Consider the following 12557-nt stretch of genomic DNA (forward strand, 5'->3'; position numbering starts at 1 on the left):
CGCCGGACAGTCGCGTAAGATACGCCGCCTCAAGGCGTGGAGACCGGCATGCAAGACGATGACTTTTCCCTTTTCCGGGGCCAGATGCAGGGCGTGAAGCAGATCCGTCATGACCGTGCGGACGTCGGCAAGCCCAAGGCCGATCGCCGGCAACTGGCCGGTCTGCGTCAGGCGGCCACCGTTCGCAGCGACCAGCCACTGGTGATCGACGGGCTGTCCGATCAGTTCGTGATCGACGTGGGGGCCGAGGATGAGCTGATGTGGCGCCGCGACGGCGTGCAGGAAGCGCAGATGCGCAAGCTCAAGCTGGGCCAGATCCCCTTCGAGGGCAGCCTGGACCTGCATGGCATGAGTGTCGAGAAAGCGCGTGAAACGCTGTGGGATTTCATCGCCGAAGCGACCAAGCTCGAAGTGCGCTGCGTGCGTGTGACCCACGGCAAGGCGGCACGGCTCGATGGCAAGCGTCCGATGATCAAGAGCCACGTCAATACCTGGCTGCGTCAGCATCCCCAGGTGCTGGGGTTCACGTCATGCAACGCGCGCCACGGGGGCACGGGGGCGGTGTATGTGATGCTCAAGCGCACCATGCTCGAAGGCCGTGACGAGTGACGCCGCGCTTGCAGCGTCGCGCGTGCCGCCGTAACCTTCGCCTTTGCAAAAATTCCCACAGGTAGATCCATGTCCCTGGAACAGAACTACACCGAGATCCTCAGCCAGATCGGCGAGGACGTCTCCCGCGAGGGCCTGCGCGACACGCCCAAGCGGGCAGCGAAGGCCATGCAGTACCTTTGCCGCGGTTATGAGCAAACTCTGGAAGAAGTCACCAACGGCGCGTTGTTCACCTCGGACAACAGCGAGATGGTGCTGGTTCGGGACATTGAGCTGTATTCGATGTGCGAGCATCACATGCTGCCGTTCATCGGCAAGGCGCACGTGGCCTACCTGCCCAAGGGCAAGGTCCTGGGCCTGTCGAAGGTCGCGCGCATCGTTGACATGTACGCCCGCCGCCTGCAGATCCAGGAAAACCTCAGCCGGCAGATCGCCGACGCGATCGCCCAGGTCACCGATGCGGCCGGCGTGGCCGTGGTCATCGAAGCCAAGCACATGTGCATGATGATGCGCGGCGTCGAAAAGCAGAATTCGGCGATGATCACCTCGGTCATGCTCGGCGAGTTCCGCCACAACGCCGCCACCCGCAGCGAGTTCCTCAGCCTGATCAAGTGACAGGCCCATGACGCCAGGCCCACAGGGTCTGGCTCTTGCATCAGGAGTCATCGATGATCGTCAAAGCCCTCCGGGTCGGACTCGGCCAACTGATCGTGTTCGGCGAGTGGATCAGCCGCCCGGCCAAGCGCAAGCGCAACCCGGCCGCCCAGGCCCAGGTCGACCAGGCTGCCCGTCAGCTGTCGCTGTACCAGTTCCATGCCTGCCCGTTCTGCGTGAAGACGCGACGTACCTTGCACCGCCTGAACGTGCCGGTGGCGCTGCGCGATGCCAAGCATGATCCCGTGCATCGCCAGGCGCTGCTCGAAGGCGGTGGGCGGGTGAAGGTGCCGTGCCTGCGGATCGACGAGGGTGACAAGACGACGTGGATGTATGAGTCCAAGGACATCATTGCGTATCTGGATGGGCGGTTTGCTGGGGTGTAGAGGCTGACTGGCTGGTAAGGCGGTGCTGGTTTTACGGGCCCGGTGGGCCTGATCGCGGCCGGTCCGGCGCCCCGGCAGGGGCCGCTCCTACAGAGAGCGCGTTTGGCTACGCAGGTGGGTCAGATCAGCGCTGCGATCCTCTGTGAGCGGTCCCTGCCGGGGCCGTCAGCCCTACACGACGATGACCCAGGCTTACCTACCCTACCCCCGCTTCACCCGTGATTACGCGCAAACACCTCCGCCCCCATGGCCTCGATCTGCCCTTCGATCAAGGCGTCGAAGGGCCTGAGCAGCTCATCGAAACACGCCGGCGCGTCCAGCACGTTCAGGGCCCGTGTCACGGCCTCGATGGTCGACAAGGCGCCCTCCCCGGGTGCCTTGCGCAGACGGTAGCGAGAAGGCGCGGCGTCATCCTCCAGGGTCACCCGCGGCAATGCTGCCAGCGCCGGGTTTAGGTACACCAGCTTGCGTGCCTTGCGCCATGTCCCGTCCGGTACCACCAGCAGCCAGGGCCGGTCGTCTGGTCTCGAAGGCTTCACCACCTCTGCCCCTTCCCCCGGAAACAGCAGGACGGGTCGATAGGCCGGCGTGGCCAGCCAATCGGGCAAGCGGTCGAACACTTCACCCACCTCAAGCACTGCATTCACCAATCCCAGGCTCGCCAGACGCGCCGTGTTCAACGCATGCCCGACCTCACTGGGGTGTTGCAGCAACAGCACCCGCGTACGGCTTGGCAATCGAGGGATCAGCGGGCACAGGCAATGATCGAGCGGCCTGAGGCAGCGCTCACAGCGGGGTCTTGGCATGGGGGTCTCTGGACGCGAGGCTGGAACTGAGAGCTGCGAACGAAGGCGGCTGGCTGTCAGCCGCTTGGCTGCACGCTCTCAAAGCGCTGCATCTTAAAGCGCTGCAAGACTCATGGCGAGCCGAGCAGGTACAGGCAGGCTGCCTGACTCTTGCAACGTGCGGTGTGCAGCGACACCGCCTAGCGGCGCTGCCCGGGGCGACGACGCTTGTCATCGGTTGGGATCGGCACCGGCTGCAGCGGTGGCGGGACGAGACCCAGCGCGACGGCCAGGTCATGGAGCCAATTGTTCATACGGTTCTTCATAATGCCCCCTTTGACGGGTCAGGCTCACGGTCTAACGGCTCTGCGATGCTTCTTACAGATTTTAGCGGCGTATCTGAATAAACACGCCGCTCTGTTCTTGCAGATTGTGCCAAGTGTGCCGGGTATCAAGCCGCTTGTGCGAGTCCCGGCGGTCGGCCAACTGTTTCACCTTGTTGCAACATGGGCAACACGTTCGCTTACCGTCGACTGAACGTGCCCCACGCCTCTCAAATCGCTCCGTTGGACAACTGCGGGTCGGCGGTCACTTCCTTGAACACTTCCACGTCCAGTGCATCGCCTTGCTTGTCGAGGGTACGGCGTGGACGGTCGTCACCGGGAATGCTGCTGTCGATGGCGCTGAGCAGCCGCGAGCCCAGTTCGGTGAGCATCAAGTCGCCTTGGGCATCGCCTGTCGAGGACGTCAGGTAGCCGCGCTCGAGCAGCAAAGCCATGTAGTCGCGCGCCTGGGCATGGAGCTGGGTGGCGTCGCGGGCGGAGCGGCCTTTGGCAGCCATCGCATCGACCAACGCCTGCGGGTCGGTATTGGGCGTCATGCTCTGGTTGGCGCCTTTTTGAACGTTCTGGAGCAGGTGTTCGATCAAGTCCCAATCGTATTTTTTTTCTGTCGATTCAGTCATGGACGAAGTCTCCGAGGGTGACACCGTGGGTTCATGCATGAGACCGGGCATGAGCGGCGGTTGTTCGATCCGATCCTGGGCAGAAGGATGACTGGCAAGTCTTTTTCGCCGGCGATCAGGCCAGGTACCGATGGTTTGCCAATGGCCTGTACCTGCCATACCCACCTTCTGCAACCGAACTGAACGCGTCAGCGACTCGATGGGTCTGCTGCTTACACTTGAACAGGAGACTTTGCCATGCTCGATCTTCATTCCGATTCCAAGAACGTCCACGGCCTGGAACGCGCCGGTTCCCTGGCAGGCGGCGCGCTGATGGTCAGCAAAGGCCTGCGCCAGGGCGGCTTCCTTGGCCTGCTGCAACTGGCCGTCGGTGGCCTGGCGCTGGCCCGCGGGTTCAGCGGCCATTGCGCGGCCAAGAGCTGGCTGCACCGCCAGACCAACGAGATGCATGGCCTGCGTGCCGACATCGAGGACAGTGCGGACAAACTGGTGCGCCTGAAAGACAAGGCCGTCGACACGGTGAGCGAGAAGGCCGAGACAGGTGCAGACAAACTGTCCCGCCTGAAGGACAAAGCCGTCGATGCCGTCAGCGAAACCACCGTGACCGGTAACGAGACGCTGTCGAATCCGAAGCTGTAAGGACGAGAAGCGGTCGCCTGAGCGATGGCGGCGTCTGACAGGCCATCGCCGGCAAGCCGGCTCCCACAGGTTCGGGTCAAGTCTTGCATTGCAAGCATTGGCCTGATGCCAACCTGAGGGAGTCCGCTCGCCGCCTTGGCGCTGTGCTGTCTCGCAGAGATCATGGCGATAGATGGAAGGTTCCGGGGCTTCATTGCTAAGCGATTTTAGGGCCGCCTTGCGGCCCATCGCGGCACAGGGGCCGCTCCTACACCCGTAGTCCCACCGCGGAGTTGCAGGCTATCGCGGTCAACTGTGGGAGCGGCCCCTGTGCCGCGATTGGGCCCGCAGGGCCCACAAAATCCTGAAATTATTCCTTTTAAAATCAAAAAGATATTTTATGTTATATGAGAGCGGGCTTGCCCGCGATGAGCTCGAAGCCACCCGCTCATCCCCATGGCCGTGCTAGTGCAGCACCGGCGCCTCCAGCACGCTCGACCCCCGCTCCAGCACCTGCTCGCTCAACTGCACGAACTCCTCCGTACTGACACTCGGCAGGCGCATCAGCGCACGGGTCACGTCATCCAGCGAGCGCTTGCCATGGCTGTACACCCGAATTTCCTTGTCCAGCGCCTGCAACAGCAGCACGCCACGCGCCACCTGCGCTGGGGTCGCCTGGTCGCCGCGCAGGGTCGTGACGCCCTCGGCCTCGGCATGCAGACGCCGCTGCAGGACGCGGTAGCGGTCATCGCTCAGACCGCCGGCCCGGTGCAGCACGACCATGGCGTAGTAATCGACCAGGCTCTCCCCCAGCCAGTCGCTGCGCTCGCGATCCCGCACCTGGGCGAAGGTCTCGACCAGGCCGCGCAACAGCGGACTGCTGCCGTTCTCGCTGACCAGCGCACGCCCACTGTTGAGGTACAACGAATGGGGCGCGGCCACTGCGGTACGGCGCATCGGATCGTGGGCGCCGACCACCAGCAGCTTGGGCAGAGGGCGTGGGAACACGGCCTGCAACTGCGGCCAGACGAAGGTCATCAGGGTCAGCGTGTCGAGGCGGCGCATCCCTTGCCCGCGCGGTGCGGCGATCGTCACGTCGGTCTCGCCCAGGCGCGCCCGTCGGCTGCCCAGGTTGCCTGCCAGCATCCAGCCCGTGGGCCGGTCGAACCGCCGGGATACGTCATCGATGCGAAAACGCTGCTTGCCGATGCGCGGCCAGGCCGTCTCGATGCCGGTCCAGCCCTTGGGCAGCGCCACGGTCAGGCGCGCGACCAAGTCGACGCCATCCTGCTGATCGAGCTTCGCCGGGGGCACCAGTTGCTCGCCGCGAAACAGGGCCCAATGTGGCGTGAGACGCGTGTCGTAATCACCGTTGGCCGCTTGCTGGGTCAGGCGCACGCGGTACGTCAGGCTGCTCTTGCCCGGCGCAGGTCTCCACAGACCCCGGTGGCCCTGCTGGCCAAGCGTCCACTGCCCGTCGCCGGCGAAGTCACTGTAGGCGCCGCGCTGCCCCAGGTTGAAATCCAGGCTGCGCACGGCGCTGCCGTCTGCCAGCGTGACCTGGACCTCGGCCTGGCCGCTGCCGGGCAGCAGCTGGACGTGGTAGTCCAGATCGACCTTGCGCGCCCAACTGGGTGTGCTGACGCACAAGCACAGCAACACCATCACGACACGATGCATTCGAAGCTCCAGGGGAGGCGGAAAGCGGAAGTTGGACGCGCTCAGCTGGCGCGGAAGATCAGGTAGTCTTCCCAATCGTCTTCGGCCACGCTCTTTTCGCTGAGCATGCGACCCGACTGAGAAACGCGCTGCACGTGCACCTGGCTGCGGTCGCCGCAGACCAGGTGGTGCCAGTCCGGCAGGTCCTTGCCCTCGCTGACCAGCCGGTAACCGCAGGTCGCCGGCAGCCAGGTGAAGGCATCGGCCTTGCCGGGCGTGAGCTGGATGCAGTCGGGGACGTGGTCGAAACGTCGGGGGTAGTCGCTGCACTGGCAGGTGCCCAGGTCCAGCAGTTTGCAGGCCACACGGGTGTACCAGATGCTGTTGTCGTCCTCGTCCTCGAGCTTTTGCAGGCAGCACAGCCCACAGCCGTCACAGAGCGATTCCCACTCTTGCGCGTCGAGTTGGTCGAGGGTCTTGCGCCGCCAGAAGGGCGCGGTGTCAGCATTCATCACACGGGGTTCCTGCAGTGAGCTCGAAGGCCGCCAGGCGCGGCGGCGCCAGTCTAGAGCCTGATCGCGACCTTTGCCAGACCGCTTGTCAGGGTTGAGGCAACCCAGTAGCGTGCGGGTTTGCCCACCGTTGCAGGAGCCCTCATGAGCGCCAATACCCGTATCGCCGATCATGCCATCGACGAACTGTTCATCACCCGCTGGTCACCCCGTGCCTTCAACGCCGAGCCGATCGGCGAGCAGACCGTCCTCACCTTCCTCGAAGCCGCCCGCTGGGCACCGTCGGCGTACAACTCGCAACCGTGGCGCTTTCTCTACGCACGCCGCGACACGCCGAACTGGACGCGCTACCTGGACCTGCTGGTGCCCTTCAACCGCGACTGGGCACAGCATGCCTCGGCGCTGGTGGTGATCGTGTCCAAGACCACCTTCACCGCACCCGGGGCCACTGAAGAAAAGCCGGCCCTGTGGCACACCTTCGACACCGGCGCGGCCTGGGCGCACCTGGCGCTGCAGGCCAGTCTGAGCGGCTGGCACACCCACGGCATGGCCGGCTTCGACAAGGACCTAGCCCGTCGCGAGCTGAAGATTCCGGAAGGCTATGAAGTGCACGCGATGATCGCCATCGGCAAGTTGGGCGACAAGGTCAACCTGGCCGAAGCCCTGCAAGCCCGTGAGACCCCGAGTCTGCGTCGGCCCTTGAGCGAGCTGGCGGCCGAGGGGGATTTTTCGTTGTGATGTGGGGGTGAGGGGCGAGCTGCAAGCTACAAGCTACAAGCTACAAGCAGATGCTCAGGGCTGATGGTTAGCGGCAACGGTTCATGAACCAAGCGCTTAACCAAAAGCCCTGCAGATCGCTTTTGCTTGCAGCTTGCAGCTTGCGGCTTGCAGCTTGCAGCTTGCGGCTTGCGGCTTGCGGCTTGCGGCTTGCGGCTTGCAGCTTGCCACTCGCAGCTCCCCTCTCAGTAACCGCGATTGAAATCGACCTCCCCCTGAAGCGACTGGCCATGCTGGAACGCGTGCAGGTTGTGCAGGAACAGCTGCGCCATGGCCGGCGTCGACGTCGGGGCGGCGGTGTGGCCGGTCAGCAGCAGGTTGGGTGTGCGCCAGAACGGGTGATCGCCGGGGGGCGGTTCCTGGCGGCAGACGTCCAGGACGGCGGCGGCCAGCCGACCCTCGATCAGGGCCGCGCACAGGTCGGCATCGACCACCGAGGTGCCGCGACCGGCGTTGACCAGTACGGCGCTGGGTTTGCAGCGGCGCAGCAGCGTGGCGTCGTAGAGATCACGGGTCGTGGGCGTGTCGGGCAGCAGGTTGAGGATGTAGTCGGCCTGGGGAATGCACTCGGCCAACGCGCTCAAGGGCGCCACCCGTTCGAATGGAGGCTGCTCGCGCGCCTGGCTGGCGATGCCGTGCAGCACGACGCCGAAAGGCTCCAGCATTCGCGCGACCTGCTGGCCGATGTCGCCAATGCCGACGATCAGGACGGTGCGCCCTTGCAGGGTGCCACCGGGGCGCGTGTCCCACTGTCGCTCGGCTTGAGTACGCGGCAGGGCCAGGAGTCGGCGCTCATGGGCCAGCAAGTGACCCACCATGTACTCGGCCATGACCTGGCCGAAGATGCCGACGGCGCGGCTCAGGCGATAGGTGCGCGGTACGGCGGTGGCCAACAGTGGCGTGATGCCGGCCCAGGTGGACTGTATCCAGTGCGGGGGCGGTGCCTTGTGCAGGAGGTCGGCCAACAGGTCGGGCTGGCCGAGCCAGATCGGGCAATGGGCGGCGTGTTGGGCGAGATCGGCCAGGGCGGCGCTGGCGGTGATGTTCAAGGTGGGGTGGGTGCTGGACAGCAGCTGGCTGTAGCGGACGTGGTCGTGCTCGGCGATCAGGAGGCGCATGAGGGGCTGCCTTTTCAGGAAACAGGGGCCGGGCAAAAGGGATCGGGGTGGGAAGAGGTCGTGCCGCGGCTGGGAGGTTGATCGTGGCGGATAAGGCGGGGATTGGCCAGTGATGGGTGGGGCTGACTTACGGGCCCTGCGGGCCCGATCGCGGCACAGGGGCCGCTCCTACACCCGTAGCTCCATTGCGGGGTTGCAGGCTATCGCGGTCACCTGTGGGAGCGGCCCCAGTGCCGCGATCGGGCCCGCAGGGCCCGCAAGACCCTTCAGGCGCTGAGGGTCAGACCGGATCGTTACGCCGCAACAGCTCATCCGGCAAATGCTCGATGTACTCGTCGTCCGGCGGTGGCATCTGCAGGTGATACCCCTGCCCGTCCAGGTTCTCCAGCACCTTGGCAATGTCTTCGCGGGCCAGCTTGCGCTCGGGCGACAGCACCAGGTCGAAGGCGTGCACCGGTGTGCCAAAGAACGGGATCAACCCTTCGGGCACTTTCTCCAGGCCATCGGCCTTGAGCACGTACAGATACATCTCGCGCTTGCGTGGGCTCTTGTAGATCGAGCAGATACGTTTCATCAGGATTCTCCAGCGCTGGCCAAGCTGTCGAGCAGGGCTTGGCCCATGCGTTCGCGACGCCAGCCGCGCAAGGCGTCGGGCAATTGGTAAGGGCCGTTGGGGTAGCCGCTCTTGAGCAGCGCCTCGAGGGCCTTCTTGCGCAGCATCAGCTCGGGCGCGATGCCCAGCCGCTCGCCCTCGGCCTGGCCGATGGCGCGCAGCCGCTTGAGCACGCTCGAGGCTTCGATCGGCAAGGGCTCGGGCAACGGCTCCGGCCATTGTTCGGGCGGCGTGGCGGCAGCCGTGCGGATCAGCGCGAGCAGGGTTTCCCCATCCTGGCGCAGGGTGCGTGGGTGCATGTCTTCGATCTTGGCCAGCGCCGTCAGGTGGCTGGGCTGGTTCTTGGCCAACGGCCAGAGCGAGTGCTCACGCAGGATACGGTTGCGCGGGACGTCGCGACTGCGCGCCTCGCGCTCACGCCAGGCGCACAGGGCACGCAGCACGGCCAGTTGCTGGCGCGACAGCTTCCAGCCCAGCTTGACGTCGCGATACAGCGACTCCGGCTCGACCTCGCGGCGCAACTGCGCGACCAGCTCGGCGCCATCGTCCAGCACCCAGGCGAACTTGTCGTCCGACAGACGGGGCTGCAAGGCGCTGAACAGCTCGGCCAGGTGCACGGCATCCTCGGCGGCGTAGCTGACCTGCGTGTCGGACAGGGGGCGCTGCAACCAGTCCGAGCGCGTCTCGCCCTTGGGCAGCTCGAGGCCCAGGACCTCCTGCACCAGGCGCGAGTAACCCATCGAGAACCCGATGTTCAGGTAACCGGCGGCCAGTTGCGTGTCGAACAACGGCTGCGGCAGCTTGCCGGTCAGGCGCAGCAGCACTTCGAGGTCTTCGCTGCAGGCATGCAGCACCTTGACCACCGCCGGATCTTCGAGCAGGTCGGCCAGGGGCTGCCAGTCGCCGATCGACAGCGGGTCGATGAGAAAGGCACGGCCTTCGTCACCGACCTGGATCAGGCCGGCCTTCGGGTAGAAGGTATCGACCCGCATGAATTCAGTGTCCAGTGCCACGAACGGGCGTCGGCGCCAGGCCCGGCAATGCTCGGCCAGACTCTGGTCGTCGCGTATCCAGTGTATTTCGATGGCCACAAGGTTCTCCCACAAACAGTGGCGCGCAGTATATACGGCGCGGGCCATGCACGGGAAACCGGGCCATGCCGGCGGGCGCCCTTCGACCGCTGGCACCCTGAGCGGATCGCTACTGCGGCGGCAGGTGCAGCTTGACGTAGGTGTGCGGATCCAGCTCGTGGATTTCGACGCTGAACTGCACGTCCACCTCGGCGCTCGGGCCGATGGACTCGTGCAGCACCTCCAGCAAGGCACTGGACAGCTGTTTTTTCACCAAGGGGTGACGACCGGCCATGATCGCCAGGCGGATATGGGCGAACCCACGCGGCAGTGGCGAGGTGCCGACCCGAAAGTGAGCAACGGCCTGCGCCCGGCTCTTGATGTCCAGTTCGTCGGCGAACTGCCCACTGGCGACCAGGGCCTGGTTCAGGCGCAACAGGAGCAGATCCACCTTGATATCGGGCAGGTTGGCGCTGTATTCGAGGTTCAGGTGCGGCATGAAGGACGATCCCGGCAATGAAGACGTCTGCCAAGGCTAGCGCAGGATGGGAACCTCGCCAGGCAGCGGGTCTCAAACGTCATGATCCTGCCAATCCCTGAACGAGGTGAAGAGATGCCAGTCCCGCACGATCTGCTCGCTGACCTGCATGTGACCGAAGACGCCTTCCAGGCGCTCATCGACAAGGATGCCGACCTGCATCGACTGCACAAGGAGTACAACGCCAGTGACAAAGCCGTCATAGCGGCGGAAAACAACGGTAGGTCCGACGATGAGGTCAGCCGCCTGCGCAAGGAGCGGCTGTTGATCAAGGACAAGATCGAACGCCTGGTACACCCGCCCAAGGCCTGAACCCGCCGACCGCCTGGCCGAACGTCGTGCGCACCATGACGTCGGTCTGGGGTCCCCAGAGGAAGGGGCAGCCGCTCACGACTGCCCTTCCCGCTACCGCCAGCTTTCTTTCACCGGTTCACGCCTGAAACCCAGGATCAACCGGCCCAGCAGCACCAGCACACTCTCCACCACCAGCGCCAGCACGAAGCCCAGGCCGATGCCCCAGCCGACGGCCTCGGGGACCAGCAGCACCTGATAGGTGTAGCCGTCCAGCGTTTCATCGCGCAGCTGAGGATCCGGCGTCACCAGCACGTGCCAGGTGCGGCTAGCCCAGGGGCCTTGCAACTGTCGCCACTCTTCTTCCAAGACCTGATTGCGCGTCAACAGGCTGTCGATGCTGTTGGCATCGCTGTTGAACACCGGATCATCACTGGTGCGGTAATGCCGGACCAGCGCCTGCAGGTCGCCATTGAAGAAACGTTCCGCGGTTTGCTGGAAGCCTTTGAGCGCTTCACGCGATTCGAGCAGATGCGCCTCGACCCGTTGCGTGTAGCTGTCGATGAAACCTGGCACCTGGACACCGACCAGCAGGCCGAGGGTGAACAACAGCAATCGAAGGTAGCTTCTGAACATCAAACGGCTTCCCTGGCTTCAGCTTTGCCCGTGGGCGACGCACTCGCCATGCCGCCACAGGGCCCATTGACCTGGCGCGTAGCGCTGCCAGATCTCGTTCTCGGTCAGCGGTTCGGTGGCGATCACGGTGACCACGTCGTTGGGCGTGGTCTCGGACTGGAAATCGACGATCACGTCGACGTCCTTGAGCCGAGCCGGACCGAACGGCGCACGGCGCGTGATGTGGACCAGCTTGGTCGAACAGAAGCAGAACAACCAGTCGCCGTTGCTGAACAGGCAGTTGAACACGCCCTTGCCCCGATACTCCGCACAGGCTTCGACCAGCACCGGCAGCAGCTGTTCCACCTCTACAGGGTCGGGGAAGGCCGTGCGCACGCGGTTGAGCAGGTCGCAGAACGCCGCTTCGCTGTCGGTGTCGCCCACGGGCCGGTAGAAGCTGGCCGACCCTTGGAACGCCGCCAGCTGGCCATTGTGCGCGAAGCACCAGTTGTGGCCCCACAGTTCACGCACGAAGGGGTGGGTGTTGGCCAGGCAGACCCGGCCGACGTTGGCCTGGCGGATATGGCCGATGACCACCTCGCTCTTGATCGGGTAGCGCTGCACCAGGTTGGCGACTTCCGACTCGCTGCTGGCGGTCGGGTCCTGGAACAGACGCAGGCCACGGCCCTCGTAGAAGGCGATGCCCCAACCGTCGCGGTGCGGGCCGGTGCGCCCGCCGCGCTGCATCAGGCCGGTGAAGCTGAAGACGATGTCGGTCGGTACGTTGGCGCTCATGCCCAGCAGTTCGCACATGGTCCAGCGCTCGCTCAGAGACGGGGTTCGACACGCCCGCCGGCAGGGGCCGGCGTCGTATCGCGGTAGCGATCCTGGCGATCGGCGACCAGCGAAGGCTCGACCGCCGTGGAGGCATAAGGCTCATCGGCCGCCGTCTGCTCCGCACGCTTGGCCTGCGCTTCGGCGCGCGCCTGACGACGCTTGAGCCACGGCCAGCGGATCAGCGCGAACACCCCGTACAGCACGAAGGCGATCATGCCGTACATGGCCAGGTCAGAGGCTGCGCGCAGGACGTTGTTGCCGACCTTGAAGGCCAGGTCCAGCACGACGATGGCGATGGCGGGGGCGAAGCTGTCCTTGGCCGGGTCGACGATGGTCGGGGTCAGCAGCAGGACGGCCAGCACGACCCGCAGGGGCTCGCGCAGCCAGCGCCACATCCAGCCCGTGAACACGAAGCCCACCAGCAGACAGCCCAGGGCCGCGACGACGTAAAGGCCCCAGGCCAGCTGATAATCATGTTCGGTCATGGTGTATGGGTGCATGCCAGGCAAAG

At 65.0% G+C, this 12557-nt stretch carries 16 protein-coding genes and 1 pseudogene; 6 read left to right on the top strand and 11 right to left on the bottom strand.

The annotated features are described in order from the left end of the window. The first annotated feature begins 48 nt into the window (after nt 1–48). The 3 genes from APT63_14710 to APT63_14720 all read left to right on the top strand — a co-directional run bounded on the left by APT63_14710 (nt 49) and on the right by APT63_14720 (nt 1649). The gene (locus tag APT63_14710; GenBank protein AMA46764.1) at nt 49–609 is read left to right on the top strand and encodes a DNA mismatch repair protein MutS; all 561 of its coding nucleotides are present in this window, start codon (nt 49–51) and stop codon (nt 607–609) included. Nucleotides 610–678: 69 nt separating this feature from the next. Further along, a complete protein-coding gene (locus APT63_14715) occupies nt 679–1224 on the top strand; it encodes a GTP cyclohydrolase I (protein AMA46765.1) in 546 nt (181 codons plus the stop codon). A gap of 53 nt (nt 1225–1277) precedes the next feature. After that, nucleotides 1278–1649, top strand: a complete 372-nt coding sequence (locus APT63_14720; protein AMA46766.1) for a glutaredoxin — start codon at nt 1278–1280, stop codon at nt 1647–1649. Nucleotides 1650–1861: 212 nt separating this feature from the next. Here the strand turns inward: APT63_14720 and APT63_14725 are convergent, their stop codons facing one another. Both APT63_14725 and APT63_14730 read right to left on the bottom strand, forming a co-directional pair. Beyond that, nucleotides 1862–2455, bottom strand: coding sequence for a hypothetical protein (locus tag APT63_14725; protein AMA46767.1), 594 nt, complete (start codon nt 2453–2455; stop codon nt 1862–1864). A gap of 532 nt (nt 2456–2987) precedes the next feature. After that, on the bottom strand, nt 2988–3362 hold the full coding sequence (locus APT63_14730; GenBank protein AMA46768.1) for a hypothetical protein: 375 nt from the start codon (nt 3360–3362) through the stop codon (nt 2988–2990). A 273-nt stretch (nt 3363–3635) separates the two neighbouring features. On the opposite strand from APT63_14730, the pseudogene APT63_14735 reads away from it, so the two are divergent. Beyond that, nucleotides 3636–3899, top strand: a pseudogene (locus APT63_14735) (hypothetical protein). Between the two features lie 582 nt (nt 3900–4481). Here APT63_14735 and APT63_14740 read toward each other — a convergent pair. Together APT63_14740 and APT63_14745 are read right to left on the bottom strand one after the other, a co-directional pair. After that, nucleotides 4482–5696 (bottom strand): hypothetical protein, encoded by a 1215-nt coding sequence (locus APT63_14740; GenBank protein ID AMA46769.1) that lies wholly within the window; start codon nt 5694–5696, stop codon nt 4482–4484. A gap of 41 nt (nt 5697–5737) precedes the next feature. Further along, a complete protein-coding gene (locus APT63_14745) occupies nt 5738–6187 on the bottom strand; it encodes a hypothetical protein (protein AMA46770.1) in 450 nt (149 codons plus the stop codon). Nucleotides 6188–6331: 144 nt separating this feature from the next. Here APT63_14745 and APT63_14750 point away from each other — a divergent pair, with 144 nt between their 5' ends. Next, complete coding sequence (locus APT63_14750) at nt 6332–6925, top strand: NADH dehydrogenase (protein ID AMA46771.1); 594 nt, start codon at nt 6332–6334, stop codon at nt 6923–6925. A gap of 224 nt (nt 6926–7149) precedes the next feature. Here APT63_14750 and APT63_14755 read toward each other — a convergent pair whose 3' ends face one another. The 4 genes from APT63_14755 to APT63_14770 form a co-directional block, all read right to left on the bottom strand. Then, a complete protein-coding gene (locus APT63_14755) occupies nt 7150–8082 on the bottom strand; it encodes a hydroxyacid dehydrogenase (GenBank protein ID AMA46772.1) in 933 nt (310 codons plus the stop codon). Between the two features lie 280 nt (nt 8083–8362). Then, nucleotides 8363–8656 (bottom strand): hypothetical protein, encoded by a 294-nt coding sequence (locus APT63_14760; protein ID AMA46773.1) that lies wholly within the window; start codon nt 8654–8656, stop codon nt 8363–8365. Further along, complete coding sequence (locus APT63_14765) at nt 8656–9786, bottom strand: ribonuclease D (protein AMA46774.1); 1131 nt, start codon at nt 9784–9786, stop codon at nt 8656–8658. Before APT63_14765 ends, APT63_14760 begins: the two co-directional genes overlap by 1 nt. Nucleotides 9787–9895: 109 nt before the next feature. Next, the gene (locus APT63_14770) at nt 9896–10264 is read right to left on the bottom strand and encodes a 5-carboxymethyl-2-hydroxymuconate isomerase (GenBank protein ID AMA46775.1); all 369 of its coding nucleotides are present in this window, start codon (nt 10262–10264) and stop codon (nt 9896–9898) included. A gap of 114 nt (nt 10265–10378) precedes the next feature. Between APT63_14770 and APT63_14775 the strand changes: the two genes are divergently transcribed. Beyond that, the gene (locus tag APT63_14775) at nt 10379–10615 is read left to right on the top strand and encodes a hypothetical protein (GenBank protein AMA46776.1); all 237 of its coding nucleotides are present in this window, start codon (nt 10379–10381) and stop codon (nt 10613–10615) included. A 93-nt stretch (nt 10616–10708) separates the two neighbouring features. Here APT63_14775 and APT63_14780 read toward each other — a convergent pair whose 3' ends face one another. Genes APT63_14780 through APT63_14790 form a run of 3 tightly spaced genes read right to left on the bottom strand, consistent with a single transcriptional unit; the run spans nt 10709 to nt 12531 of the window. After that, the gene (locus APT63_14780) at nt 10709–11230 is read right to left on the bottom strand and encodes a hypothetical protein (GenBank protein AMA46777.1); all 522 of its coding nucleotides are present in this window, start codon (nt 11228–11230) and stop codon (nt 10709–10711) included. An 18-nt stretch (nt 11231–11248) separates the two neighbouring features. After that, nucleotides 11249–12022 carry a class II glutamine amidotransferase gene (locus tag APT63_14785; GenBank protein AMA46778.1) on the bottom strand — a complete coding sequence of 258 codons (774 nt, stop codon included), beginning with the start codon at nt 12020–12022 and terminating at the stop codon, nt 11249–11251. A gap of 14 nt (nt 12023–12036) precedes the next feature. Further along, the gene (locus APT63_14790; protein AMA46779.1) at nt 12037–12531 is read right to left on the bottom strand and encodes an MFS transporter; all 495 of its coding nucleotides are present in this window, start codon (nt 12529–12531) and stop codon (nt 12037–12039) included. Nucleotides 12532–12557: the final 26 nt, after the last annotated feature.

The organism is Pseudomonas monteilii (genome assembly GCA_001534745.1).
Classification (GTDB): Bacteria; Pseudomonadota; Gammaproteobacteria; order Pseudomonadales; family Pseudomonadaceae; genus Aquipseudomonas; species Aquipseudomonas alabamensis.

Coding starts and splice junctions, on each gene's coding strand:
- APT63_14710 (AMA46764.1), top strand. CDS start 49: ATGCAAGACGATGACTTTTCCCTTTTCCGGGGCCAGATGCAGGGCGTG.
- APT63_14715 (AMA46765.1), top strand. CDS start 679: ATGTCCCTGGAACAGAACTACACCGAGATCCTCAGCCAGATCGGCGAG.
- APT63_14720 (AMA46766.1), top strand. CDS start 1,278: ATGATCGTCAAAGCCCTCCGGGTCGGACTCGGCCAACTGATCGTGTTC.
- APT63_14725 (AMA46767.1), bottom strand. CDS start 2,455: ATGCCAAGACCCCGCTGTGAGCGCTGCCTCAGGCCGCTCGATCATTGC.
- APT63_14740 (AMA46769.1), bottom strand. CDS start 5,696: ATGCATCGTGTCGTGATGGTGTTGCTGTGCTTGTGCGTCAGCACACCC.
- APT63_14745 (AMA46770.1), bottom strand. CDS start 6,187: ATGAATGCTGACACCGCGCCCTTCTGGCGGCGCAAGACCCTCGACCAA.
- APT63_14750 (AMA46771.1), top strand. CDS start 6,332: ATGAGCGCCAATACCCGTATCGCCGATCATGCCATCGACGAACTGTTC.
- APT63_14755 (AMA46772.1), bottom strand. CDS start 8,082: ATGCGCCTCCTGATCGCCGAGCACGACCACGTCCGCTACAGCCAGCTG.
- APT63_14760 (AMA46773.1), bottom strand. CDS start 8,656: ATGAAACGTATCTGCTCGATCTACAAGAGCCCACGCAAGCGCGAGATG.
- APT63_14770 (AMA46775.1), bottom strand. CDS start 10,264: ATGCCGCACCTGAACCTCGAATACAGCGCCAACCTGCCCGATATCAAG.
- APT63_14775 (AMA46776.1), top strand. CDS start 10,379: ATGCCAGTCCCGCACGATCTGCTCGCTGACCTGCATGTGACCGAAGAC.
- APT63_14780 (AMA46777.1), bottom strand. CDS start 11,230: ATGTTCAGAAGCTACCTTCGATTGCTGTTGTTCACCCTCGGCCTGCTG.
- APT63_14785 (AMA46778.1), bottom strand. CDS start 12,022: ATGTGCGAACTGCTGGGCATGAGCGCCAACGTACCGACCGACATCGTC.
- APT63_14790 (AMA46779.1), bottom strand. CDS start 12,531: ATGACCGAACATGATTATCAGCTGGCCTGGGGCCTTTACGTCGTCGCG.